24 protein-coding genes are annotated in these 23809 nt (G+C 70.0%); 15 read left to right on the top strand and 9 right to left on the bottom strand.

The annotated features are described in order from the left end of the window. Window positions 1-24 precede the first annotated feature (24 nt). A protein-coding gene (gene prfB / locus EOE66_RS12100; RefSeq protein WP_128228911.1) for a peptide chain release factor 2 occupies window positions 25-1129 on the bottom strand; the annotation gives its coding sequence in 2 pieces (ribosomal slippage) (window positions 25-1047 and window positions 1049-1129; 1104 coding nt in all). Between the two features lie 37 nt (window positions 1130-1166). Then, window positions 1167-2126, bottom strand: a complete 960-nt coding sequence (locus EOE66_RS12095; protein ID WP_128228910.1) for an alpha/beta fold hydrolase — start codon at window positions 2124-2126, stop codon at window positions 1167-1169. Between the two features lie 63 nt (window positions 2127-2189). Here EOE66_RS12095 and EOE66_RS12090 point away from each other — a divergent pair, with 63 nt between their 5' ends. Continuing rightward, window positions 2190-2672, top strand: coding sequence for a GNAT family N-acetyltransferase (locus EOE66_RS12090; RefSeq protein WP_128228909.1), 483 nt, complete (start codon window positions 2190-2192; stop codon window positions 2670-2672). A gap of 9 nt (window positions 2673-2681) precedes the next feature. Here the strand turns inward: EOE66_RS12090 and EOE66_RS12085 are convergent, their stop codons facing one another. Further along, on the bottom strand, window positions 2682-3806 hold the full coding sequence (locus EOE66_RS12085; protein WP_128228908.1) for an HD-GYP domain-containing protein: 1125 nt from the start codon (window positions 3804-3806) through the stop codon (window positions 2682-2684). 119 nt (window positions 3807-3925) lie between these two features. Here EOE66_RS12085 and EOE66_RS12080 point away from each other — a divergent pair, with 119 nt between their 5' ends. Further along, complete coding sequence (locus tag EOE66_RS12080) at window positions 3926-5689, top strand: acetate--CoA ligase (protein ID WP_128228907.1); 1764 nt, start codon at window positions 3926-3928, stop codon at window positions 5687-5689. A gap of 4 nt (window positions 5690-5693) precedes the next feature. Here EOE66_RS12080 and EOE66_RS12075 read toward each other — a convergent pair whose 3' ends face one another. After that, entirely contained in the window at window positions 5694-6380 is a 687-nt protein-coding gene (locus EOE66_RS12075; protein ID WP_128228906.1) for a hypothetical protein, read from the bottom strand. A gap of 128 nt (window positions 6381-6508) precedes the next feature. Here EOE66_RS12075 and EOE66_RS12070 point away from each other — a divergent pair, with 128 nt between their 5' ends. From EOE66_RS12070 to EOE66_RS12045, 6 genes are all read left to right on the top strand, one after another. Next, the gene (locus EOE66_RS12070; protein WP_128228905.1) at window positions 6509-7819 is read left to right on the top strand and encodes a UDP-N-acetylglucosamine 1-carboxyvinyltransferase; all 1311 of its coding nucleotides are present in this window, start codon (window positions 6509-6511) and stop codon (window positions 7817-7819) included. Beyond that, window positions 7812-8477 (top strand): PAQR family membrane homeostasis protein TrhA, encoded by a 666-nt coding sequence (trhA, locus tag EOE66_RS12065; protein WP_128228904.1) that lies wholly within the window; start codon window positions 7812-7814, stop codon window positions 8475-8477. The genes EOE66_RS12070 and trhA overlap by 8 nt, the downstream gene beginning before the upstream one ends. Window positions 8478-8499: 22 nt before the next feature. Continuing rightward, complete coding sequence (gene ybaK / locus EOE66_RS12060; RefSeq protein WP_128228903.1) at window positions 8500-8991, top strand: Cys-tRNA(Pro) deacylase; 492 nt, start codon at window positions 8500-8502, stop codon at window positions 8989-8991. Between the two features lie 66 nt (window positions 8992-9057). After that, window positions 9058-9726 (top strand): glycerol-3-phosphate 1-O-acyltransferase PlsY, encoded by a 669-nt coding sequence (plsY, locus tag EOE66_RS12055; RefSeq protein ID WP_128228902.1) that lies wholly within the window; start codon window positions 9058-9060, stop codon window positions 9724-9726. A gap of 1 nt (window position 9727) precedes the next feature. Then, entirely contained in the window at window positions 9728-10072 is a 345-nt protein-coding gene (locus EOE66_RS12050; RefSeq protein ID WP_128228901.1) for a RidA family protein, read from the top strand. A 31-nt stretch (window positions 10073-10103) separates the two neighbouring features. After that, a complete protein-coding gene (locus EOE66_RS12045) occupies window positions 10104-10481 on the top strand; it encodes a glutaredoxin family protein (protein ID WP_128228900.1) in 378 nt (125 codons plus the stop codon). Window positions 10482-10497: 16 nt separating this feature from the next. Here the strand turns inward: EOE66_RS12045 and EOE66_RS12040 are convergent, their stop codons facing one another. The 3 genes from EOE66_RS12040 to EOE66_RS12030 form a co-directional block, all read right to left on the bottom strand. Then, window positions 10498-11361 carry a transglutaminase-like domain-containing protein gene (locus EOE66_RS12040; RefSeq protein ID WP_128228899.1) on the bottom strand — a complete coding sequence of 288 codons (864 nt, stop codon included), beginning with the start codon at window positions 11359-11361 and terminating at the stop codon, window positions 10498-10500. 140 nt (window positions 11362-11501) lie between these two features. Further along, the gene (locus EOE66_RS12035) at window positions 11502-12125 is read right to left on the bottom strand and encodes an L-threonylcarbamoyladenylate synthase (protein ID WP_054140056.1); all 624 of its coding nucleotides are present in this window, start codon (window positions 12123-12125) and stop codon (window positions 11502-11504) included. An 18-nt stretch (window positions 12126-12143) separates the two neighbouring features. Next, window positions 12144-13682, bottom strand: coding sequence for a fumarate hydratase (locus EOE66_RS12030; RefSeq protein WP_128228898.1), 1539 nt, complete (start codon window positions 13680-13682; stop codon window positions 12144-12146). Between the two features lie 248 nt (window positions 13683-13930). Here EOE66_RS12030 and EOE66_RS12025 point away from each other — a divergent pair, with 248 nt between their 5' ends. Genes EOE66_RS12025 through EOE66_RS12000 form a run of 6 tightly spaced genes read left to right on the top strand, consistent with a single transcriptional unit; the run spans window position 13931 to window position 19961 of the window. Further along, a complete protein-coding gene (locus EOE66_RS12025; RefSeq protein WP_128228897.1) occupies window positions 13931-16822 on the top strand; it encodes a monovalent cation/H+ antiporter subunit A in 2892 nt (963 codons plus the stop codon). A gap of 8 nt (window positions 16823-16830) precedes the next feature. Beyond that, window positions 16831-17184, top strand: a complete 354-nt coding sequence (locus tag EOE66_RS12020) for a Na+/H+ antiporter subunit C (RefSeq protein WP_205702691.1) — start codon at window positions 16831-16833, stop codon at window positions 17182-17184. Next, on the top strand, window positions 17181-18827 hold the full coding sequence (locus EOE66_RS12015) for a monovalent cation/H+ antiporter subunit D (protein WP_128228896.1): 1647 nt from the start codon (window positions 17181-17183) through the stop codon (window positions 18825-18827). Before EOE66_RS12020 ends, EOE66_RS12015 begins: the two co-directional genes overlap by 4 nt. Beyond that, on the top strand, window positions 18824-19312 hold the full coding sequence (locus tag EOE66_RS12010; RefSeq protein ID WP_128228895.1) for a Na+/H+ antiporter subunit E: 489 nt from the start codon (window positions 18824-18826) through the stop codon (window positions 19310-19312). Before EOE66_RS12015 ends, EOE66_RS12010 begins: the two co-directional genes overlap by 4 nt. Next, on the top strand, window positions 19309-19593 hold the full coding sequence (locus EOE66_RS12005) for a K+/H+ antiporter subunit F (protein ID WP_164885078.1): 285 nt from the start codon (window positions 19309-19311) through the stop codon (window positions 19591-19593). The genes EOE66_RS12010 and EOE66_RS12005 overlap by 4 nt, the downstream gene beginning before the upstream one ends. Before the next feature lie 14 nt (window positions 19594-19607). After that, window positions 19608-19961 (top strand): Na+/H+ antiporter subunit G, encoded by a 354-nt coding sequence (locus tag EOE66_RS12000; RefSeq protein ID WP_128228894.1) that lies wholly within the window; start codon window positions 19608-19610, stop codon window positions 19959-19961. Between the two features lie 6 nt (window positions 19962-19967). Here the strand turns inward: EOE66_RS12000 and EOE66_RS11995 are convergent, their stop codons facing one another. After that, on the bottom strand, window positions 19968-21041 hold the full coding sequence (locus EOE66_RS11995) for a calcium/sodium antiporter (protein ID WP_128228893.1): 1074 nt from the start codon (window positions 21039-21041) through the stop codon (window positions 19968-19970). 18 nt (window positions 21042-21059) lie between these two features. After that, window positions 21060-21662 (bottom strand): YqhA family protein, encoded by a 603-nt coding sequence (locus EOE66_RS11990; RefSeq protein ID WP_128228892.1) that lies wholly within the window; start codon window positions 21660-21662, stop codon window positions 21060-21062. Window positions 21663-21816: 154 nt separating this feature from the next. Between EOE66_RS11990 and acs the strand changes: the two genes are divergently transcribed. Further along, entirely contained in the window at window positions 21817-23793 is a 1977-nt protein-coding gene (acs, locus tag EOE66_RS11985; protein WP_128228891.1) for an acetate--CoA ligase, read from the top strand. Window positions 23794-23809: the final 16 nt, after the last annotated feature.

Here is a 23809-nt window from a genome sequence, read left to right as displayed (position 1 = left end):
GACGCAGGGGCGTGGAAGGCAGGGTCACAGACCCTGCTTCAAGCTGGCTTCGATGAAGGCGTCCAAGTCGCCGTCCAGCACCTTCTGCGTGTTGCTGATCTCGACGTTGGTGCGCAGGTCCTTGATGCGGCTCTGGTCCAGCACATAGCTGCGGATCTGGTGGCCCCAGCCCACGTCGGTCTTGGTGTCTTCCAGCTTCTGCTGTTCTTCCATGCGCTTGCGCATCTCATGGTCGTACAGGCGCGAACGCAGGCGTTTCCACGCCACGTCGCGGTTGCTGTGCTGGCTGCGGCCGTCCTGGCACTGCACCACGATGCCGGTGGGGATGTGCGTCAGCCGCACCGCCGAATCGGTCTTGTTGATGTGCTGGCCGCCAGCGCCGCTGGCGCGGAAGGTGTCGGTGCGCACGTCGGACGGGTTGATCTCGATCTCGATCGAATCGTCCACCTCGGGGTAGACGAAGAGCGAGGCGAAGCTCGTGTGCCGGCCGCCGGCGCTGTCGAACGGGCTCTTGCGCACCAGGCGGTGCACGCCGGTCTCGGTGCGCAGGTGGCCGAAGGCGTAGTCGCCCTCCACCTTGATGGTGGCGCTCTTGATGCCAGCCACGTCGCCCGGCGTCTCGTCTTCCAGCGTGGCCTTGAAGCCCTTGCGTTCGGCGTACTTCAGGTACTGGCGCAGCAGCATGCCGGCCCAATCGCAGGCCTCGGTGCCGCCGGCGCCGGCCTGGATGTCGATGAAGCAGTTCAGCGGGTCGGCCGAGTTGCTGAACATGCGGCGGAACTCGAGGTCCTCCACCGTCTTCTGCAGCGCCTGGGCTTCGGCTTCGATGGCCTTCAGGCCGTCCTCGTCGCCTTCTTCCTTGCTCATCTCGTAGAGCTCGGCGTTGTCGTCGAGGTTGCGCTTGAGGTGGTCGATGGTCTCGACCACGGTCTCCAGCGTCTTCTTCTCGCGGCCCAGCTCCTGGGCGCGCTTGGGGTCGTTCCAGACCGCGGGGTTCTCCAGCGCGGCGTTGACTTCGTTCAACCGCAGGGCTTTGCGGTCGTAGTCAAAGATACCCCCGGAGCTGCTCGGTGCGGGCGCTCAGATCGGCGAGCAGCGTGCCGATCGAGTTGATGTGTTCGATATCCATGGTGGGCTTGGCCTCAAATCAAGCCCCGGATTCTCGCTCAAGCAGGCCGCGGCCCCAGGAAGGCCCGCAGATGTCCGGCCAGGGCCTCGGGCTGGTCGTGGTGCAGCATGTGGCCGCAGGGCGCCAGCAAGGCCTTCTGCACGTCTCGCACCACGGTCAGGCGCTGGTGGAACTCTTCCTTGCTGTAGCGCGTGCCCCACCACTGGGCCAGCTGCGTCTGGTCGCCTTCCACCCACAGCACCGGGGCGCTGATCTGGCCCCAGGTCTGCAGGATCTCGGCCACCTGGTAGAGCACCGGGTTCACGCGCTTGTGCGCCGGGTCGCCCAGGATGTGCCAGCGGCCGTCGGCCTCCTGCCGCGCCCAGTGCGGCGCCAGCCAGGCGGCCTTGTCGGCCGGCAGCAGCGGGTTGTTCTTCATCAGGCGCTGGGCCACTTCGTCGACGCTGGAGTAGCTTTTGAGGGTCTGCGGCGTCTTCAACTCGTCCAGCCACTGCAGCACGCGCTTCGGCGCGTGCTCGGGCTTGGTCGCCGGCAGGCCGAAGCCTTCCAGGTTGACGAGGCGGCGGATGCGCTGCGGCCGCAGGCCGGCGTAGCTCATCACCACGTTGCCACCCATGCTGTGGCCCAGCAGGTCGATGGCGGGGTGGGCCTCGGTCGGCAGCACGGCATCGAGCAGGGCGTCCAGGTCGGCCAGGTAGTCGGGGAACCAGTAGGTGTCGGCCACTGGCGTGCTGGTGAGGCCGAAGCCGCGCCAGTCGGGCGCCAGCACCCAGCGCTCGAAGCCTTCGGCCTCGGCCAGCGCGTCCACCACGAACTGGAACGAGGCGCCCACGTCCATCCAGCCGTGCAGCATCACCAGCGGCGGGCGTTCGGGCGTGACGAGTTCGGGGCCGCCCCAGGAGCGCAGGTGCACCTGCAGCCCGCGCAGCGGCAGGAAGGTGGAGGTGGAGGCGCGGCGGGCGCTGTACGGCGGGGTGGCGGTGTCGGCGGGGCTCATGCGCCCACTCTAGGGCAGGGCGCGCGGGCGCGCTGTCAGGCCGGGGACGTGACAATCCGGCCCATGACTGCCCACACCCTGCGCCCCGCCACGCCCGCCGATTGCACCGCCATCGTCGGCCTGATCCGCGAACTCGCGGTGTTCGAGAAGCTCGAGCACCTGGTCGTCGTCACGCCCGCAACGCTGGAGCACCAGCTCTTCGGCCCGCGTCCGGCGGCCGAGGCGGTGGTGGCCGAGACCGACGGGCAGGTGGTGGCCTTCGCGCTGTTCTTCACCAACTTCAGCACCTTCCTGGGCAAGCCGGGGCTGTACCTGGAAGACCTCTACGTGCAGCCCGCCCACCGCGGCAGCGGCCTGGGCAAGGCCTTGCTGCAGCACCTGGCGGCGCTGGCCGTGCAGCGCGGCTGCGGCCGCTTCGAGTGGTGCGTGCTTGACTGGAACGAGAACGCCATCCGCTTCTACGAGAAGATGGGCGCTACCGTGATGCCTGACTGGCGCATCTGCCGCGTGACCGGCCCAGCGCTGGCGGCGCTGGGCGGCGGCTGAGGCCGCCGGTCAGACGGCCGTCACCAGCGCGGCCAGCCTTTCCAGTGGCAGCGGCGTGCCCAGCTGCCGCTCGCCCACCACGCCGGCCACGGCACAGGCCTTGCCATCGGTGGCCCGGCGTTGCGGCTCGGCAAGCAGCGCGCCGCTGGGCGTGGTGAGGCAGGCCACCACGGGCGTGGTGATGGTGGCGCCGCGCGCCACCACGATGCCGGTTTCGCCCGAGTTCAGCCGCACATAGCAGCCTGGCGGGTAGATGCCGAACTCGCGCACCAGGGCCGCCGTCATCGGGTGGCCAGGGTCCTGCATGAACATCTGGCGGCCGGCCTGGTCGGCATTGAGCGCCTCTCGCGTGGAGCGCGAGGCGAGCTTGGAGGTGTAGATGTCGGCGCGGCGCGCCAGCGTGGCGAGCTCGCCCACCTCGGTGCGTCCGCTGGGGTAGCCGGTGCCGTCTTCCTGCTCGTGGTGGTGCAGCACCGCTTCCAGCCACGCTTCATCGTTCACGCCGGCCTGCTGCAGCATGCGCACGCTGCGCATGGGGTGGCTCTGCAGTTCCAGGCGCTGCTGCGGCGTGGGCGGCTGCGTCTGGCGCGCCAGCTTGCCTTGCAGTTCGAGCATCGAGATGTTCATCGTCAGGGCCACCTTGAAGAGCCGGGCGCTCTGCTCGGGGCTCCAGGCCAGGCGCTGTGCCACCAGGTGGCCGGTGATGGCCGTCTGCAGCGAGCGATGCACGCCGTAGGCAGCGTCGGCACTGGCGCCCTGGCGCAACACCTGGAAGATGGCCAGGTCGGGGTCGCGTTCGATGAGGGCCTGCACGGGGCCCGTGGCGTCGTCCAGCGCGCCCTCGTAGCCCGGGCCCGGATCGGCACGCAGGGTCTTGGCCACTTCGTCCAGGCATCCGGCCCAGAGCTGCGGCAACTGATCGCGCGGCGCTTGGCGCACCACGTCCGCGCGGGTGAGCAGCTCGTCGATGTCGACCAGCGCACCGCGGTCGAACAGCGCATCGATCTGCTCGTAGGCTTCGAGCACGTGGCCCCGGGCCAGCAGCAGGGTGCGGTCGGCATCACGCACGTTGAAGGGCAGCGGCAGGCCCGGCTGCACAAGGTGCTTCACGGCAGACAGTTCGGCGTAGGGCATGGTGGTCTGGGGAACTCTGGTGGGCATGCCGGGTGGCACGCGATGCTGGGTCTTTCGGCTGCTGCCGTGCGAACTTGACGCTGCAAACCCTTGCAGGTGGGGCGCTTAAAGTTCCCGGGATGAAAGCCGATGACACACGCAAGCGGGCCGCGCCGGCGGGCGCGCACGAAGGCCTGCACACCAGCCTGCATTGGCAGGTGCCCGCGCGCTTCAACATCGCGCAGGTGTGCTGCACGCGCTGGGCGCGAGGCGGTACACCGGCCCAGGCCCGCCGCACCGCGGTGGCGTGGGAAACCGAAGACGGCCGCCGCGGCCGCCTGAGTTACGCCGGGTTGCAGCGCCAGGCCGACCGCCTGAGCCAGGCCTTGCGCGCTCTGGGTGTGCAGCGTGGTGACCGGGTGGCGCTCGTGCTGCCGCAGCGGCCCGAAACCGCCGTGGCGCACATGGCGATCTACCAGCTGGGCGCAGTGGCCATGCCGCTGAGCATGCTCTTTGGCCCCGAAGCGCTGGTCTACCGGCTGCAGGACAGCGGCGCCGTGCTGGCACTGGCCGATGAAAACGCCATCGCCACCGTGCAGCAGGTGCGCGCCGATTGCCCGGCGCTGCGCAGCGTGCTGGCCGTGGGTGCGGCCGCCGGGCAGGGCGACGCCGACTGGGCCGCGGTGCTGGCCGCTGCGCCGGGCGGCCGTTTCGTGCCCGAGGACACCGCCGCCGACGACCCCGCCGTGCTGATCTACACCAGCGGCACCACCGGCCCGCCCAAGGGCGCGCTGGTGCCACACCGCGCGCTCATCGGCAACCTGAGCGGGTTCGTCTGCAGCCAGGACTGGTTCGGCCTGGGCCCGCCCGAGCACAGCGACGAGGTCTTCTGGAGCCCCGCCGACTGGGCCTGGACCGGCGGCCTGATGGACGCGCTGCTGCCCACGCTGTACTTCGGCCGCCCCATCGTGGCTTACCAAGGCCGCTTCAGCCCTGAACGCGCCTTCGAGCTGATGCAGCGCCACCGGGTGACGCACAGCTTTCTCTTCCCCACGGCCTTGAAGGCGATGATGAAGGCGGTGCCGGCGCCGCGGCAGCGCTACCGGTTGCACCTGCGTTCGGTGATGAGCGCCGGCGAGGCCGTGGGCGACACCGTCTTCCATTGGTGCCAGCGGGCTCTCGGCCTCACGGTCAACGAGATGTTCGGCCAGACCGAGATCAATTACATCGTGGGCAACTGCCAGCGCTGGGTCGATGCCGAAGGTTGTGAACAGCCGGGCTGGCCGGCACGCCCCGGCAGCATGGGCCGCGCCTACCCGGGCCACCGCGTGGCGGTGATCGACGATGCCGGGCGCGAATGCCCGCGCGGCACGCCGGGCGACGTGGCCGTGCACCGGCTGGACGTTCACGGCCACCCCGACCCGGTGTTCTTCCTCGGCTATTGGCGCAACGAGGCCGCCACCGCGGCCAAGTTCACCGGCGACCCCTGCAAGAGCTGGTGCCGCACCGGCGACACCGCGGTGATGGATGCCGAGGGCTACCTCTGGTACCAGGGCCGCAGCGACGACGTCTTCAAGGCCGCGGGTTACCGCATCGGGCCCAGCGAGATCGAGAACTGCCTCGTCAAGCACGCGGCCGTGGCCAACGCGGCGGTGGTGCCCAAGCCCGATGCCGAGCGCGGCGCGGTGGTGAAGGCCTACGTGGTGCTGGCGCCTGGCTTCACGGGCGACCCGGCGCTGGTGGCCGAGCTGCAGGCCCACGTGCGCGGCCGGCTGGCGCCTTACGAGTACCCGAAGGAGATCGAGTTCATCGAGGCACTGCCCATGACCACCACCGGCAAGGTGCAGCGGCGCGTGCTGCGTTTGCAGGAAGAGGCGCGGGCCGCGGCGGGCGGCGCCGGCTGAGGCTTCAGCAGCGGTCCAGCAGCCGCGGGCGGATCTGCGCGCTGGCGTTGAAGGGGTCCAGCGCGCTGGCGCGGTTGGGCCGTGCGATGACGCAGCTGTTGCCGCGCTTGAAGCGCACGCTGCCGTCTTCCAGGCGGAACTCCTGGATGCCGTCGACGCCGCCCAGGGCCTTGGCGATGCGGCTTTCCAGTGTGAGTGGCGGCGTGTTGCTGCGCGGGTCGTCCAGCGCCGGGTTGCGCCCGCGCCAGGGGGCCGAGGCGCCGCGGGGCAGGGCCAGGTTCAGCGGCGGCGCGGGCCCGGCTGCAGGCGGTGTCGGTGTCGGCATGACGGGGGCCGCAGAAACCGGCGGCGCCGCAACGGTATCGGGGCCCGGCCCGGCCGGGCTTGCCGGCAGGGTGATGGCCTGCGGCTCGCGCGGAGCACGCGGGAGCGTGGCGGGCGCGCGCTGGGCGCGAGCGGCCTGGGGCTGTTCGGGCGGTTTGGCTGCCGGCGAGGCGGGCCGCGGCGCCCCCGGCAGCCACACGATCAGCGGCGCCTGCGCTGGCACGGCCGGCCCGCGGTCTTGCCAGGCCTGCAACCGCCAAGCACCGGCCAGCAGCAGCGCGTGCAGCGCCAGCACCAGCAGGGCCAGGCTCGCAGGCCGGGTGGGGGGCTTGGGGAGGGCCGGTCGCGTCAGCGTGATCGTCGTCAAGCCCGGCACGATAGCCGGGGCACCACGCCGCTGCGGCACACTGCGACGAAACGCGGGCGCCGGGCCCTGAACGGTGCCGGCGCTGCAAGACAATCACGCACCTGCTGCCAACCCTCCGCCCCCTCTTCATGGCCAACCTCATCGTCCACGGCGGCACGCCGCTCACCGGCCGCATCGTGCCCAGCGCGAACAAGAACGCCGTGCTGCCCATCCTCTGCGCCACGCTGCTCAGCCCGCACCCCATCCGCCTGCTCGGCATTCCCGAGATCACCGACGTGCGCAAGATCCTGGAGATCTTCCGCACCCTGGGCAGCGAGGTGAAGGTCAACTACGCCACCGGCGTGCTGGAAGTGCACCACGCCAAAACCCACTTCGACCCGCGCACCCACCACCTGCCAGAAGAGATGCGCTCCAGCGTGATGCTGGTGCCGCCGCTCTTGGCCCGTTTTGGCGTGGCGCGCATCGAGAACGACGTGCAGGGCTGCACCCTGGGCGTGCGCGAGATCGACCCCCACGTGGAGGTGATGGAGCGTTTCGGCGGCGTGGTGGAGCGCAGCCGCAGCCACCTGCTCATCCAGGTGGCGGGCGGCCTGAAGGCCAACCACCACTGGCTCGATTACGCCAGCGTCACCACCACCGAGAACTTCGTGCTCTGCGCGGCCCTGGCCGAAGGCACCAGCACGCTGATGAACAGCGCCAGCGAGCCGCACGTGCAGGAGTTCTGCGAGTTCATGCGCCTGCTGGGCGCGCAGATCGAGGGCGTGGGCACCAGCCGCCTCACGGTGCATGGCGTGAAGAGCCTCGGCAAGCCGGAAGGCGTGGAGTTCCGCTTCGCGGAGGACTTCCACGAGGCCGTCACCTTCATGGCCTTGGGCGCCATCACCGGCGGCTGCATCACGGTGAAGAACAGCGCGCCCGAGCAGTTCCCGCTGATCGACCGCACCTTCGCCAAGTTCGGCGTGCAGGTGGTGCACCAGGACGGCTGGAGCCACACCGTGGTGGACGGCCCGCTGAAGGTGCGCGAGCCCTTCACCAAGAACATCCTGCAGAAGGTGGAAGCCGCGCCCTGGCCCTACCTGCCCGTGGACCTGCTGCCCATCTTCGTGGCCCTGGGCGTGAAGGCCGAGGGCAGCATGATGTACTGGAACAAGGTCTACGAAGGCGCGATGGGCTGGACCAGCGAGCTCAGCAAGTTCGGCGGCCACGCCTTCCAGAGCGACCCGCACCGCATCATCACCTTCGGCGGCAAGCCGCTGCAGCCCGCCGAGGTGGAAAGCCCCTACATCATCCGCGTGGCCATCGCGCTGCTGATGCTGGCCTGCAGCATCCCGGGCAAGAGCGTGATCCGCAACGCCACGCCGGTGCGGCGCGCTCACCCGCGCTTCGCCGAGAACATCACCGCCCTGGGCGCGCAGGTGGAGTGGGTGGAAGGTGACTGAGGCCCCGCACGCGCCGGGTGCCGACCGCCCGCAGACGCTGGGCGAGGAGATCGCCAACACGCTGACGCACGGCCTGGGTTTCCTGCTGGCCGTGGCCTCGCTGCCCATCCTGGTGTGGCAGGCCAACCGCCTCGGGGGCGCGGTGGACATCGTCGCGGCCAGCGTCTTCGCGGCCACGATGATGCTGCTCTACGGCGTCTCGGCGCTGTACCACGCACTGCCGCGCGGCACGGCCAAGGCCTGGTTCCAGCGTTTCGACCACGCAGCCATCTACCTCTTCATCGCCGGCAGCTACACGCCCTTCACGCTGGGCGTGTTGAAGGGCGCCTGGGGCTGGAGCCTCTTCGGCGTGGTGTGGGGTGCGGCCGCCTTCGGCGTGACGGTGAAGCTGCTCAACCGCCTGCGCCACCCCTGGGTGAGCACAGGCCTGTACGTGGCCATGGGCTGGGTGGCCGTGGTGGCCGCCGGCCCTCTGGTGGAGCGCCTGCCCACCGCCGGCCTGGTGTGGCTGGTGGCCGGCGGGCTGAGCTACACGCTGGGCGCCGTGGTCTTCCTGCTCGACAACCGCATCCGCTACGCGCATGCCGTGTGGCACCTGTTCGTGCTGGGCGGCAGCGTCTGCCACTTCTTCGCGGCGCTGGGCTACGCCTTCGCCTGAAGCCCTTCATCGTCTCCACGAGATGGCCAAGAAAGACAAACACGTCAGCGAGACCCCCGCCACGCAGATGCTCAAGGCCGCCGGCGTGGCCTACACCGAGCACCTCTACGAGTACGTCGACCACGGCGGCACGGCCGAGAGCGCGAAGCAACTGGGCGTGGACGAGCACAGCGTCATCAAGACCCTGGTGATGCAGGACGAGAAGGCGCAGCCGCTCATCGTGCTGATGCACGGCGATCGTTCGGTGAGCACCAAGAACCTGGCCCGCGAGATCGGTGCCAAGGGCGTGGAACCCTGCAAGCCCGAGGTGGCGCAGCGCCACAGCGGCTACTTGGTGGGCGGCACCTCGCCCTTCGGGCTGAAGAAGGCGATGCCGGTCTATGTGGAAGCCAGCGTGCTGGCCTTGCCGCGCATCTGCATCAACGGCGGCCGGCGCGGTTACCTGGTGGGCATCTCGCCGCAGGTGCTGGTGGACCTGCTGGGCGCAACACCCGTGCACTGCGCGCTGGCCTGAAGCCCGCGCCTGCAGCTTCCGCACACCGCCTGCGCCTGTTCAGGCCAAACGTACACTCCGCACCCCATGAATGCGCTTGCCTTGCCCCTGGCCCTGATCGCGGGCTACCTCTTCGGCTCTCTGTCCTTCGCCGTCATCTTCAGCCGCCTGATGGGCCTGGCCGACCCGCGCAGCTACGGCAGCAAGAACCCCGGCGCCACCAACGTGCTGCGCTCGGGCAACAAGGCCGCGGCCATCCTCACGCTGGCTTTTGACGCGCTGAAGGGCTACGTGCCCGTGCTGCTGGTGCTGATGTTCGGCGCACCTTATGGCCTGGGCGAGACGGCCGCCGCCTTCGTCGGGCTCGCGGCCTTCATCGGCCACCTGTGGCCGGTGTTCTTCCGTTTCCAGGGCGGCAAGGGCGTGGCCACCGCGGCGGGTGTGCTGATGGCCGTGAACCCGCTGCTGGGCGTGGCCACGCTGCTGAGCTTCGGGCTGATCGTGGCCTTCTCGCGCTATGTGTCGCTGGCGGCCATGGTGGCGGCGGTGTTCGCGCCCTTCTACCAGGCGCTGATCTGGGGCCCCGAGCCCTTCATCGGGGCGCTGGTGCTGATGAGCCTGCTGCTCGTGTGGCGCCACGAAGCCAACATCCGCCGCCTGCTGGCCGGGACCGAAAGCCGCCTGGGCCAGAAGGCCGCCGCCGTGCAGACACCGGGCCGCCCCGCCCCGGGCAAACCATCCCGCAAAGGACATTGAGATGATTCAGCGATTCGACGTCGGCCCGCGCCTGAGCGAGATGGCCGTGCACAACGGCGTGGCCTACCTCGCCGGCCAGGTGCCGGCCGACGGCAGCCAGGACATCACCGGGCAGACGCAGCAGGTGCTGGCCGCCATCGACGCGCTGCTGGCCCGTGCCGGCACCGACAAGCGCCGCCTGCTGCGCGTGGAGATCTTCCTCAAGGACCTGGCCGATTTCCCGGGCATGAACGCCGTGTGGGAAGCCTGGCTGCCCGCGGGCGAAGCGCCGCCGCGCGCCACCGTGCAGGCCACCTTGGCGCGGCCGGAGTGGCGTGTGGAGATGGTGGTCACGGCCGCCATCTGAGCCCCGGCCTCTTGCCCTGGCTGGCGCGGCCATGAAGCTCACCAGCCCCCGCCAGCTGCTGCAACTGGTGTTGCTGGTGGCGGTGGTGGGCGGCGTGCACCAGGTCTGGGTGGGGCACCAGCGCGCCGAAGCCTCGGCCGAGGCGGCCACCGCCCTGAGCGCGCTCGCCCGGCCGGGCGACATCCACATGCTGTCTTCCGACGTCTGCCCCAGCTGCGCGGCGGCACGGCAATGGCTCCGCGCGAACGCCGTGCCCTACACCGAATGCAGCATCGAGCGCGACGCGGCCTGTCGCGCCACCTTCGAGGCCACGCGCGCGCCCGGCACGCCGGTGCTGCTGGTGCGCGGGCAGGCCCAGCTTGGCTTCAGCCCCGAGCGGGTGCGCAAGGTGCTGGCCTTGCCGCGCTGAGCAGGGCTCGCGCCAGTCAGGCGTCGGTCGACAGCGCCTCGGGGCAGTGCCAGGGCATCACGAGCCGGCCCTGGTCGTCGGGCAGGACCTCGATCTGGATGCGTGGCGCGCCCGCCAGCACATCGCCGAAGATGGTGGCGAAGGCCACGTCGGCCGCATCGCGCCCGGTGCCGAAGCGCACGAAGCCCATGGGGATGGCCGTGCCCGAGGGGTCGAAGATGTACCAACGTCCGCCGAGGTAGGCCTCCACGTAGGCGTGGAAGTCGGTCGGACCCAGCGCCGGGTCGGCGCCGTAGTCGATGCCGGTGGTGAAGCGCGCCGGCACGTTGATGGCGCGGCACAGCGCGATCATCAGGTGCGCGAAATCGCGGCACACGCCCACGGTGTCGAGCAGCGTGTCCAGCGCGGACGTGGTGCCGGTGCTCGTGTTCGACTTGAAGGTGGTGCGCCGCAGCACCCAGTCGCGCACGCCCTGCACCCGTGCGTAGCCCGGCACCTGGTGGCCGAACTCCTGCAAGGCCAGGCGCAGCAGCCGGTCTGAAGGGCAGTAGCGGCTGGGGTAGAGGCTGGGCAGCACGTGCGTGGGCAGTTGCGCGATGGGCACCTCGGGGATGGCGGCCGGCTGCGCGACGTGGTGGTCGAGCTCGATGGTGGCCGCGTAGCGCAGGCGCAGCGGCCCGGGCCCGGGGCTGACACGCAGGATGCGGTTGAGCGTGGCGGGGTCGGTGTCCACGCGCCAGGGCACGCCCTGGTTCAGGTCGAGGTGCTCCTGCAGCACCCGCTGGCGCTCGGTGTGCGCGGCGTGGATGTTGAAGATGAAGTGGCTGCCGGGTTCCCGCACCTCGTAGTCGAGCGCCAGGTGAATGGCCAGGCGGATCATGCGGCCGCCCGGGGGGCGGGCGGGTGGGTCGGAAAGGGGTTCATGCGGGCTCCATCGGAGCTGCAGCATGCGCCTGTCCGCCCCGCCGCGTCTGTGCTGCACCGCACCCAGCGCCGCCGGGCTGGCTTGGCGTGGGGTGCCTACAGGCCCAGGCGGGCGAGTTCGCCGCGGCCTTCGCGCACGAGCACGGGCTCGTCGCCGCTGAGGTCGATGACGGTGGTGGGCTGCATGGGGCAGGCGCCGGCGTCCACCACGGCCTGCAGCTGCTTCTGGAAACGCTCGCGGATCTCGTCGGCGTCGTTGAGCGGTTCGGTTTCGCCCGGCGGTATCAGCGTGGTAGCCAGCAGCGGTTCACCGAAGAGCGCCAGCAGTTCCTGCAGCACCACGTTTTCGGGCACGCGCAGGCCGATGGTGCGGCGGCTGGGGTGGCTCAGGCGCCGCGGCACTTCCTTCGTGGCTTCCAGGATGAAGGTGTAGGGCCCGGGCGTGCCCAGCTTCAGCAGCCGGTACTGGCGGTTGTCCACGCGCGCAAAACGCGCGAGTTCGCTCAAGTCCTTGCACAGCAGCGTGAGGTGGTGCTTCTCGTCCACCTGGCGGATGCGTCGCAACTGCTCGGCCGCGTTCTTGTCGTCGAGCCGGCACACCAGCGCGTAGCTGCTGTCGGTGGGCACGGCGGCCACGCCGCCGGCCTGCAGCAGGGCCGCGGCCTGCTTCAGCAGGCGCGGCTGCGGGTTCTGCGGGTGGACTTCGAAGTGCTGGGACACAGGGTCAGGGCTGCCCCGTCAGGCCACGGCCACCGGGATCTTGCCGATCTTCGCTTGCCAGAGCTTCGGGCCGGTGACGTGCGCGCTGGTTCCGCCGGCGTCCACCGCCACCGTCACCGGCATGTCCACCACGTCGAACTCGTAGATGGCTTCCATGCCCAGGTCGGCAAAGCCCACCACCTTCGCGCCCTTGATGGCCTTGCTGACGAGGTAGGCCGCGCCGCCCACGGCCATCAGGTAGGCGCTCTGGTGTTTCTTGATGGACTCGATGGCCACCGGGCCGCGTTCGGCCTTGCCCACCATCGCGATGAGGCCGGTCTTCGCCAGCATCATCTCGGTGAATTTGTCCATGCGGGTGGCGGTGGTCGGGCCGGCCGGGCCCACCACCTCGTCGCGCACCGGATCCACCGGGCCCACGTAGTAGATGACGCGGTTGGTGAAGTCCACCGGCAGCGGTTCGCCCTTGGCGAGCATCTCCTGGATGCGCTTGTGCGCGGCGTCGCGGCCCGTGAGCAGCTTGCCGCTGAGCAGCAGCGTGTCGCCGGGCTGCCAGCTCGCCACCTGCTCTTTCGTCAGCGTGTTGAGGTCGACCTTGCGGCTCTTGTTGTAGTCGGGCGCCCAGTGCACGTTGGGCCAGAGGTCGAGGCTGGGCGGGTCGAGGTAGACCGGGCCGCTGCCGTCCATCACGAAGTGCGCGTGCCGCGTGGCGGCGCAGTTCGGGATCATCGCGATGGGCTTGCTCGCGGCGTGTGTGGGGAAGGTCTTGATCTTCACGTCCAGCACGGTCGTCAGGCCGCCGAGGCCCTGCGCGCCGATGCCCAGGGCGTTGACCTTCTCGTAGAGCTCGATGCGCATCTCTTCCAGCTTGTTGCTGGGGCCGCGCTCGAGCAGCTCGTACATGTCGATGTCTTCCATCAGCGCCTGCTTGGCCAGCAGCGCCGCCTTCTCGGCCGTGCCGCCCACGCCGATGCCCAGCATGCCCGGCGGGCACCAGCCGGCGCCCATGGTGGGCACGGTCTTGAGCACCCACTCGACGATGTCGTCGCTGGGGTTGAGCATGTAGACCTTGCTCTTGTTCTCAGAGCCGCCGCCTTTGGCCGCGACGATGACGTCGAGCGTGTTGCCGGGCACCACCTCCATCTGCACCACCGCGGGCGTGTTGTCCTTGGTGTTCTTGCGCGCGAAGATGGGGTCGTCCAGCACGCTGGCGCGCAGCACGTTGTCGGGGTTCAGGTAGCCCTTGCGCACGCCGGCGTTGACGGCGTCCTCGATGCTGCCGGTGAAGCCTTCCCACTGCACGTCCATGCCGATCTTCAGGAAAACGTTGACGATGCCGGTGTCCTGGCAGATGGGCCGCTTGCCTTCGGCGCACATGCGGCTGTTGGTGAGGATCTGCGCGATGGCGTCTTTCGCGGCGGCGCTCTGCTCGCGCTCGTAGGCGCGGGCCAGGTGGGCGATGTAGTCGGCCGGGTGGTAGTAGCTGATGTACTGCAGGGCGGCGGCGATGCTGTCGATCAGGTCGGCCTGGCGGATGGTGGTTCGCGCGGTGGAGCTCATGGCGGTGGCGCCCGGCACGGGCGCTGGCTGCGAAATCGGGCCGCCAGTGTAGCCAGCGGCCTTGCAGGGGCCTGTCGGCGGGCCCTGCCGGCATCGGCTGCAAGGCGGCTTGTCAAGGCCGGGCCGGCATGCGCGCAGGGCGGGGCGGGGTAAGCCAGGCGCCAGCATCGCTCGCCTAGACTCGCGGGTTTTGTCGTGGCGCCAGGCCTGCCCGGGCGCCACTGGAAGCTGGCCCTGCTGCGCAACCCATGAGCCCCCTGTCACTCGCCGTTCTGCTGCCGCTGGTGCTGGGCACCGGGCTGTGCCTGTGGCTCGGCCGCGTGGAAGCGCCGCTGCGCCGGCGGGCCACCGCAGTGCTGGCCGGCGCCATCGCGCTGGCGGTGCTGGGTTTGCTGCTCAGCCTGGCCGGGCCGGTGATGGACGGCCAGGTGCTTTTGACGCAGGCCGAGTGGATGCCGGCCATCGGCCTGAACGCCAACTACCGGCTCGACGGCCTGGGCCTGATGTTCGGTTTGATGATCAGCGGCATCGGCCTGCTCATCGTCATCTACGCGGCCTTCTACCTGCACGGTGGCCCGGGCGGTGACCCGGCGGGCAAGTTCTACAGCCAGCTGATGCTCTTCATGGCGGCGATGCTGGGCATCGCGCTGAGCGACAACCTGCTGCTGATGGTGGTGTTCTGGGAACTCACCAGCATCAGCAGCTTCTTGCTGGTGGGCTACTGGGGCTCTGATCCGAAGAAGGGCGCCGATGCCCGCGCCGGCGCGCGCATGGCGCTGGCCGTCACGGGCGGCGGTGGCCTGGCGCTGCTGGCCGGCGTGGTGGTGCTGGGCCAGATGGCTGGCACCTACGACCTGAGCACCATGCTCGCCACGCCGGGGTTGGTGGAGAAGGTGCAGGCCGATGCCCGCTACCCGCTGATGCTGGTGCTGGTGCTGCTGGGCTGCTTCACGAAGAGCGCGCAGCTGCCCTTCCACTTCTGGCTGCCGCAGGCCATGGCGGCGCCGACGCCGGTGTCGGCCTACCTGCACTCGGCCACCATGGTGAAGGCCGGGCTGTTCCTGATGATGCGGCTCACGCCCGTCATCGGCGGCACCGAGCTCTTCCAGGGCATCGTCGCCAGCACCGGTTTGTTGACCATGGTGTTCGCGGCCTTTGTCGCGATCTTCAAGCACGATCTGAAGGGCCTGCTGGCCTACTCCACCGTCAGCCACCTCGGCCTGGTCACCTTCCTGATCGGCCTGGGTTCGCCGATGGCGGCCGTGGCCGCGGTCTTCCACATCCTCAACCACGCGTGTTTCAAGGCCGCGCTGTTCATGAGCGCGGGCATCGTCGACCACGAAACCGGCACGCGCGACATGCGCAAGCTCGGCGGCCTGATGGCCTTGATGCCCGTGGTGGGCACGCTGGCCCTGGTGGCCGCGGCGGCGATGGCCGGCATCCCGCCCTTCAACGGCTTCATCAGCAAGGAGATGATGCTGGAGCAGGCCCTGCACGGCGGTACGCCAGTCTGGGGCAGCCTGGGCTGGCTGGTGCCGGTGCTGGCCACGCTGGGCGGGCTGTTCTCGATGGCCTACTCGCTGCGCCTGGTGCACGACGTCTTCTTCAACGGCCCGCCGAAAGACCTGCCCGTGCCCCATCCGCACGAGCCACCGCTGGGCATGAAGGCCCCGGTGATGCTGCTGGTGGCCGCCTGCGTGGCCGTGGGCCTGCTGCCCATGACGCTGGCCGGCCCGCTGGTGCAGGCCGCCAGCAGCGCCATGTTGGGTGCACCGGCGCCGGCCTTCCAGCTGGCGCTGTGGCACGGGCTCAACATCCCGCTCTTGATGAGCGCCATCGCCGTGGCCGGCGGCGCGGCGCTGTACTTCGGCCTGGCGCAAGGCGGGCGGCTGCACCGCTACCTGCCGCGCGCTTTCAGCGGCAAGGGCGTTTTCACTGCGCTGGTGGATGGCCTCTTCGCCACGGCCGGCCGCTTCACCGCGCTGCTGGAAAACGGTTCGCTGCAGCGCTACGCCGCGTGGATGGTGGCCAGCGCCGTGGCCGTGGCCGCCTGGCCGCTGCTGCAAGGCCCGGGCGCCGGGGCCGGCACGGGCGCGCGTGCGCTGCTGCCGGCCACGCCGCTGGCCGTGGTGCTGTGGCTGGCGCTGGCCGCCACCTGCGCCGCGCTGGTGTTGGGCCACCACCAGCGCCTGCGCGCCGTGGTGCTGGTGGGCCTGGTGGGCCTGGTGACGGCGCTCACCTTCCTGGCCTTCTCGGCGCCCGACCTCGCGCTCACTCAGCTGAGCGTGGAGGTGGTCTCCACCGTGCTGCTGCTGATGGGCCTGGCCCTGCTGCCGCAGACCACCCCGCGCGAAAGCAGCGCCGCGCGCCGCGGCCGCGACGCGGGCCTGGCCCTGCTCGGCGGTGGCGGCCTGGCCTGGCTGAGCTGGCTGGTGATGACGCGTGATCACGACAGCATCGCCTGGTACTTCCTCGACAACACCGTGCCCAAGGGCGGCGGCACCAACAGCGTGAACGTGATCCTGGTCGACTTCCGCGGCTATGACACCTTCGGCGAGATCACCGTGCTGGGCATCGCCGCCGTGGGCGTGCTGGCGCTGCTGCAGGGCCTGCGCGTGCGCCGCCCGGTGGCCGATGGCGCGGGCCTGGCCTGGTCTTTCCGCGAGCCGCCGCTGCTGCTGCGCCGTGCCGCGCGCCTGGTGCTGCCGCTGGCGCTGGTGGTCTCGGCCTACATCTACTGGCGCGGCCACAACCTGCCGGGTGGCGGCTTCATCGCCGGGCTGATCACCGCCGTGGCGCTGGTGCTGCAGTACATGGCGCTGGGCCAGCAGAGGGCCGATGCGCTGCTGCACGCCGCCGGCGGCCGCCGCTACACGGTGTGGATCGGCATCGGCCTGGCCATCGCCTTGGCCACGGGCGTGGGCGCCTTGGCCTTCGGCCACCCCTTCCTGACCAGCGCGCACGCGGCCCCCGAGGTGGCCGTGCTGGGCGTGCTGCCGCTGGCCACGGCCGCGCTTTTCGACCTGGGGGTGTACATCACCGTGGTGGGTTCGACACTGCTGACACTGGCCGTGCTGGGCGCGGCCAGCAAGGAAGGCGCGGCGCCGGCTGCTGCCGTACCGCAGGGGGACCGTCCATGATGCTGTCGATGGAAGCCCTGGTGGCCACCGGCATCGGCCTCGTCACCGCCAGCGGCATCTACCTGCTGCTGCGGGGGCGCACCTTCCCGGTGGTGCTGGGCCTTTCGCTGCTGGGCTACGCGGTCAACATCTTCATCTTCGCGATGGGGAGGCTGTGGCAGGGCGCCGAGCCCATCGTCGGCGCTGGCCCCGCGGCGGCCGACCCGCTGCCGCAGGCCCTGGTGCTGACGGCCATCGTCATCGGCTTTGCCACCACGGGCTTCGTCATCGAGCTCGCGCTGCGCAGCCAGCACGACGGCGGCAACGACCACGTCGACGGCCGCCCGCCTCAAGGTGGCGCCCAGGAAGAGCCCAAGGCATGAGCTTCAGCGACCACCTGCCGGTGCTGCCGGTGCTGCTGCCCATGCTGACCGCGGTGCTCCTGCTGCTGGTGGGCGATGGCGGCGGCGCGGCCGACGCGCACGGCAACCGGCGCCTGGCGTGGACGCGCCGCATCGCGCTGACCTCGGTGCTGCTGGGCGCGGTGTTTGCGTTCCGGCTGGTGGAAGAGGCCGCCAGCGGCCAGCTCAACGTCTACCGCCTGGGTGACTGGCCGGCGCCTTTCGGCATCGTGCTGGTGATCGACCGGCTCTCGGCCTACATGGTGGCGCTCACCGCAGCCGTGGCCGTGCCGGTGCTGTTCTACGCCAGCGGCGGCTGGGACACCCACGGCCGCCACTTCCACGCGCTCTTCCAGTTCCAGCTGATGGGCCTGAACGGCGCCTTCGTCACCGGCGACCTCTTCAACCTCTTCGTCTTCTTCGAGGTGCTGCTGATCGCCAGCTACGTGCTGATGATGCACGGCCTGGGCCGCGAGCGGCTGCGCGTGGGCGTGCAGTACGTGGTGCTGAACCTGGTGGCCTCGGCGCTGTTCCTCATCGGTGTCTCGCTGCTGTACGCGCAGGCCGGCACGCTGAACATGGCCGACCTGGCATTGCGCGTGCCCCAGGTGGGCGGGGCCGAGGCGGGGCTGCTGCAGGCCGGCGCGCTGCTGCTGCTGGTGGTGTTCGGGTTCAAGGCGGCGCTGCTCCCGCTGGCCATGTGGTTGCCGGCCACGTATGCGGCCAGCAGCGCGCCGGTGGCGGCGCTCTTCGCCATCATGACCAAGGTGGGCGTCTACGCCATCCTGCGCGTGCACGGTGTCATCTTCGGGGCCGAGGCCGGGGCTTCGGCGCTGCTGGTGCAGCCATTGCTGCTGCCGCTGGCGCTGGCCACCAGCGTGGTGGGCGTGATGGGCGCGCTGGCGGCGCGCACGCTGCCGCGCCTGGTGGCGTGGCTCACCGTGGCCTCGGTGGGCACGGTGCTGGCGGCCCTCGGCCTCTTCAACGCCGCGGCGTGGTCGGCCGCGCTGTTCTACCTCGCCAACTCCACGTTGGTGATCGCGGGGCTCTTCCTGCTGTCGGAACTGGTGGCCTCGCAACGCGGGCCCATGGCGGACCGCCTGGAGCCCTGCAGCCCGGTCGCGCAGCCGGCCTTGCTGGGCCTGATGCTGCTGCTGGCCGCGGCCTCCACCGCCGGCCTGCCGCCGCTGCCGGGCTTCATCGGCAAGCTGATGCTGTTGGAAGCCTCGGTGAACCACAGCGCCGCCGTGGCCGTGTGGGCCGTGGTGCTGGGCGTGGGCCTGCTCACGCTGGTGGGCCTGGCGCGCGCGGGCAGCGTGCTGTTCTGGGCGGTGCGGCCCGAGGTGCCGGGCAGCAGCGCGGGTGCCAGCCCGCGGCTGATCGGTGCTACCGTGGCGCTGCTGGGCTTGAGCGTGCTGATGAGCGTGTTCGCCGCGCCCATCCAGCGCTACACAGCCGCCGCCGCGCTGCAACTGCAAGACCGCGCCGCCTATGCCGATGCGGTGATGCCGGAGTCAGGCGGGGCGGCCGCGCAGACCACACGCCCCTACCGCGGCGTGAACCCGCCGCTGCCGGGGGCCACGCCGCCCGCACCCACGCCTGCCCCCGCGGAGGCCGCACGATGAAGCCGCGCTGGTTCGCGCACCCGGTGCTCAGCGTGCTGATCGGCGCCACCTGGGTGCTGCTGCAGCAGAGCGCCGCACCGGCGCAGCTGATCACGGCCACGGTGCTGGGCCTCGTCATCCCGCGCGTGCTGCACGGCTTCCTGCCCGAGCCCGTGCGCCCGCGCGCCTGGGGCACGGCGCTGCGCCTGCTGGGCGTGGTGCTGTGGGACATCGTGAAGAGCAACATCACGGTCGCGCGCATCGTGCTGTCGCCCGGCGCGCGGCCGCAGCCGGCCTGGGTGCTGGTGCCGCTGGACATCACGCACCCCACGGCCATCAGCCTCTTCGCCACCATCATCACCACCACGCCGGGCACGGTGTCGTGTGTCATCGACGAGCAGCGCCGCCACATCCTCGTGCATGCGCTCGACTGCACCGACGTGCCTGCTGCCGTGGCCGACATGAAGGCGCGTTACGAGGCGCCACTGCAGGAGATCTTCGGATGAGCGGCGCCACCGTGCTGGCCTGGGCCCTGGACATTGCTGTCGGCGCCGTGGCCCTGGCCATGCTGATGTGCGCGTGGCGGCTGCTGCGCGGCCCCAGCCTGCCCGACCGTGTGCTGGCGCTGGACACGCTCTACGTCAACGCCATCGCGCTGGCGGTGCTGCTGGGCCTGCGCCAGGGCAGCGCCGTCTTCTTCGAGGCGGCGCTGATCATCGCGATGCTGGGTTTTGTGTCGACCGTGGCCGCGGCGCGTTACCTCGCGCGCGGCGACGTCATCGAGTGACCGGGGGCCCTGCCATGCTGACCGACACGCTGCTGCAACTGCCCGCCTGGCTGCAATGGGCCGTGGCCCTGCTGCTGGTGCTGGGCGCCTTTTTCCTGCTGGTGGGCGCCTTCGGCCTGCTGCGCTTCAACGATTTCTTCATGCGCCTGCACGCGCCCACCAAGGCCAGCACGCTGGGCGTGGGCGGTGTGCTGGTGGCCAGCCTGCTGGTGAGCTGGGCGCAGGCGCAGGCCGGGCTGCAGGTGCTGCTGATCACGCTGTTCGTCTTCGTGACGGCACCGGTCTCGGCCAACCTCTTGTCATTGGCGGCGCTGCACCTGCGCCTGCCCAGCCGGGCGCCGGTGCCGCCCGAACTGCCGCGCGACTGAAGACCCTCAGGTCTTCGGTGAGGGCTTGAGCAGCACCACCACCAGCGTCACCACCGTCAGCGGCAGCACGAAGCTCAGCATCGCGGTGCTGAACCAGGGCAGGGCGGCGTGCTGCTGCGCGGCCAGGATGAGGTAGGCCACGTAGGCCGCGTAGTAGGCGAGGAAGACCCCGCCTTCCCAGCGCGCGATCTCGCGACCGGTGATGAACACCGGCAGGCAGGCCAGCGCCACGGCCAGCATCACCCAGATGTCGAAGGTCAGCACCGAGGGCGCCAGCACGAGGCCGGTGGTGCCCGAGGCCAGGCCCGAGAGCCCCAGGCAGCCCAGGATGTTGAAGGTGTTGCTGCCCACCACGTTGCCCACCGCGATGTCACGCTCGCCCTTGATGGCGGCGGTGATGGAGGTGGCCACCTCGGGCATGGAGGTGCCGGCGGCCACGATGGTCAGGCCGATGACGAGGTCGCTCACGCCCATCTGCTTGGCGAAGGCCACCGCGGCGGTGACCAGGGCGTCGGAGCCCAGCACCAGGGCCACGAGGCCGCCGACGATCAGCGCCAGTTGCGCGGGCAGGCGCGTGTCCCAGGTACCGGCTTCCAGCGCAGGCATTTCGTCGTCACCGGCCGCCGCCTGCCCGGCACGGCGCGACTGCACGATGAGGAACACCGTGTAGGCCACCACCAGCGCAAAGAGCAGCAGCGCGTCGAAGAGACCGATGCGCCCGTCCAGCCCCACCGCCAGCAGCAGCAGCGAGGCGCCGATCATGATGGGCACCTCCTGCCGGATGAGCTGCCGGTCCACCACCAGCGGCGTGATCAGCGCGCTGATGCCCAGGATGAAGAGCACGTTGAAGATGTTGCTGCCGACCACGTTGCCCACGGCCAGGTCGGTCTTGCCATCCAGCACCGCGCCCACCGACACCGCCACCTCGGGCGCGCTGGTGCCGAAGGCCACGATCGTCAGCCCCACCACCAGCGGCGAGATGCCGAAGGAAAGCGCCAGCTTGGAGGCGCCACGCACCAGCAGGTTGGCACCCAGGACCAGGCCGACCAGGCCGGCCACGAAGAGCAGAAGGTTCGTCATGGCGGCCTCGTCTCAGGGTCAGTGGTCGGACTTGATGGTGTGCGCCATCAGCTTGTCGGCCAGGGCGATGGCCAGTGCGCTGAACAGGAAGGCAACGTGGATCAGGGTCTGCCAGAGCAGCACCTTTTCGCTGTAGTTGGCAGCGTTGATGAAGGTCTTCAGCAGGTGGATGCTGCTGATGCCGATGATGGCCGTGGCCAGCTTGACCTTGAGCACGCTGGCGTTGACGTGGCTCAGCCACTCGGGCTGGTCGGGGTGGCCTTCGAGGTTCAGCCGGGAAACGAAGGTCTCGTAGCCGCCGACGATCACCATGATCAGCAGGTTGCTGATCATCACCACGTCGATGAGCGCCAGCACCACCAGCATGATGATGGTCTCGTTCAGCGATGTCACCGCGAAGTCGCTCTTGTAGCCGATGCTGCTGACCAGCTTGGCCAGCGCCTCCTGGCTGCCGAACACCGCCTCCACCAGGTGCACGAGCTCCACCCAGAAATGGAAGACGTAGACGCACTGCGCGACGATGAGGCCCAGGTACAGGGGCAGTTGCAGCCAGCGGGTGGCGAAGATGAAGCCGGCAAGCGGGCCGAGGCGGGTGTTGTGGGTCTTGGAGTCGTCGGCCATGGGGGTCCAGGGGAGAGGGGCTTCGGGCAAACCCGGAGACGAGAAATTGTAGGCTTGCGAGGAATCTGCCCGCAGAGTAAGCGGTTCGTCAGAGGGGCGCGCTCCACTCTCCACACAGAGCGCATCCAACCACTGCCCACCAGGAGACCAGAACATGTCGAGCGACCAGCCCACCGAACTGAAGACCCACCAGCCCCCCGCCGCACTCGTGGCGGCCGCCCGCGTTTCTGGCATGGCGGCCTACCACGCGCTGGTGGCCGAGGCCGAGGCCGACCATGAGGCCTACTGGGGCCGCCTGGCGCGCGAGTTCGTGAGCTGGAAGACGCCCTTCACGCAGGTGCTGGACAGCAGCCAGGCGCCGTTCTTCAAGTGGTTTGCCGATGGCACGCTGAACGTCAGCCACAACTGCCTGGACCGCAACATCGAGCGCGGGCTGGGTGAGAAGACGGCCCTGATCTTCGAAGCCGACGACGGTGCCGTCACCAAGGTCAGCTACCGCGAACTGCTGGCCAAGGTGTGCCAGTTCGCCAACGCGCTGAAGGCGCGCGGCGTGAAGAAGGGCGACCGCGTCGTCATCTACATGAGCATGAGCGTCGAGGGCGTGGCCGCCATGCAGGCCTGTGCGCGCATTGGCGCCATCCACTCGGTGGTCTTTGGCGGCTTCAGCGCGCAGAGCGTGCGCGACCGCGTGCAGGACGCCGGCGCGGTGATGGTGATCACCGCTGACGAGCAGTTGCGTGGCGGCAAGCAACTGCCGCTGAAGGCCATCGTCGACGAAGCCATCGCGCTGGGCGGCTGCGAGACGCTGAAGAACCTCATCGTCTACCAGCGCACCGGCGGCAAGATCAACTGGCACCCCGAGCGCGACCGCTGGCTGCACGAAGAGCTGGCCGGCCAGCCCAGCACCTGCGAGCCCGAGTGGGTGGAAGCCGAGCACCCGCTCTTCCTGCTGTACACCAGCGGCAGCACCGGCAAGCCCAAGGGCGTGCAGCACAGCACCGGCGGTTACCTGCTGCATGCGGCGCTCACCACCGCCTGGACCTTCGACCTCAAGCCCGACGACGTGTTCTGGTGCACGGCCGACATCGGCTGGGTCACGGGCCACAGCTACATCACCTATGGCCCGCTGGCCCTGGGCGGCACCGAGATCGTCTTCGAGGGCGTGCCCACCTACCCGGCCGCCGACCGCTTCTGGAAGACCATCGAGAAGCACAAGGTCAGCATCTTCTACACCGCGCCCACCGCCATCCGCAGCCTGATCAAGGCCGCCGAAGGCAACGCCGCCGTGCACCCCAAGAACAGCGACCTTTCCAGCCTGCGCATCCTGGGCAGCGTGGGCGAGCCCATCAACCCGGCGGCCTGGGAGTGGTACCACGCCAACGTGGGCGGCGGCCGCTGCCCCATCGTCGACACCTTCTGGCAGACCGAGACCGGCGGCCACGTCATCACGCCGCTGCCAGGCGCCACGCCCATGGTGCCGGGCAGCTGCACGCTGCCCTTCCCGGGCATCACCGCGGCCATCGTCGATGAAACCGGCGCCGACGTGCCCAACGGCAGCGGCGGCATCCTGGTCATCAAGAAGCCCTGGCCGAGCATGATCCGCACCATCTGGGGCGACCCCGAGCGCTTCAAGAAGAGCTACTACCCGGCCGAGCTCAAGGGCTACTACCTGGCCGGCGACGGCGCCATCCGCGACAAGGACACGGGCTACTTCACCATCACCGGCCGCATCGACGACGTGCTCAACGTCAGCGGCCATCGCATGGGCACGATGGAGATCGAAAGCGCGCTGGTCAGCTGCACCGAGCTGGTGGCCGAAGCCGCCGTGGTGGGCCGCCCCGACGACACCACGGGCGAGGCCATCTGCGCCTTTGTGGTGCTCAAGCGCAGCCGGCCCACGGGTGAAGAAGCCAAGCAGATCGCCACGCAGCTGCGCAACTGGGTGGCCAAGGAGATCGGGCCGATCGCCAAGCCGAAGGACATCCGCTTCGGCGACAACCTGCCCAAGACGCGCAGCGGCAAGATCATGCGGCGCCTGCTGCGCAGCATCGCCAAGGGCGAGGCGATCACGCAGGACACCTCCACCCTCGAGAACCCGGCGATCCTCGATCAGTTGACGCAAGCCAACTGATGCCGGGCGCGGCGGC

The organism is Rubrivivax rivuli, assembly GCF_004016505.1.
GTDB lineage: Bacteria > Pseudomonadota > Gammaproteobacteria > Burkholderiales > Burkholderiaceae_C > Rubrivivax > Rubrivivax rivuli.
Note: the sequence above shows the minus strand (reverse complement) of the source record. Positions and strands in the feature narration are given on the sequence as shown.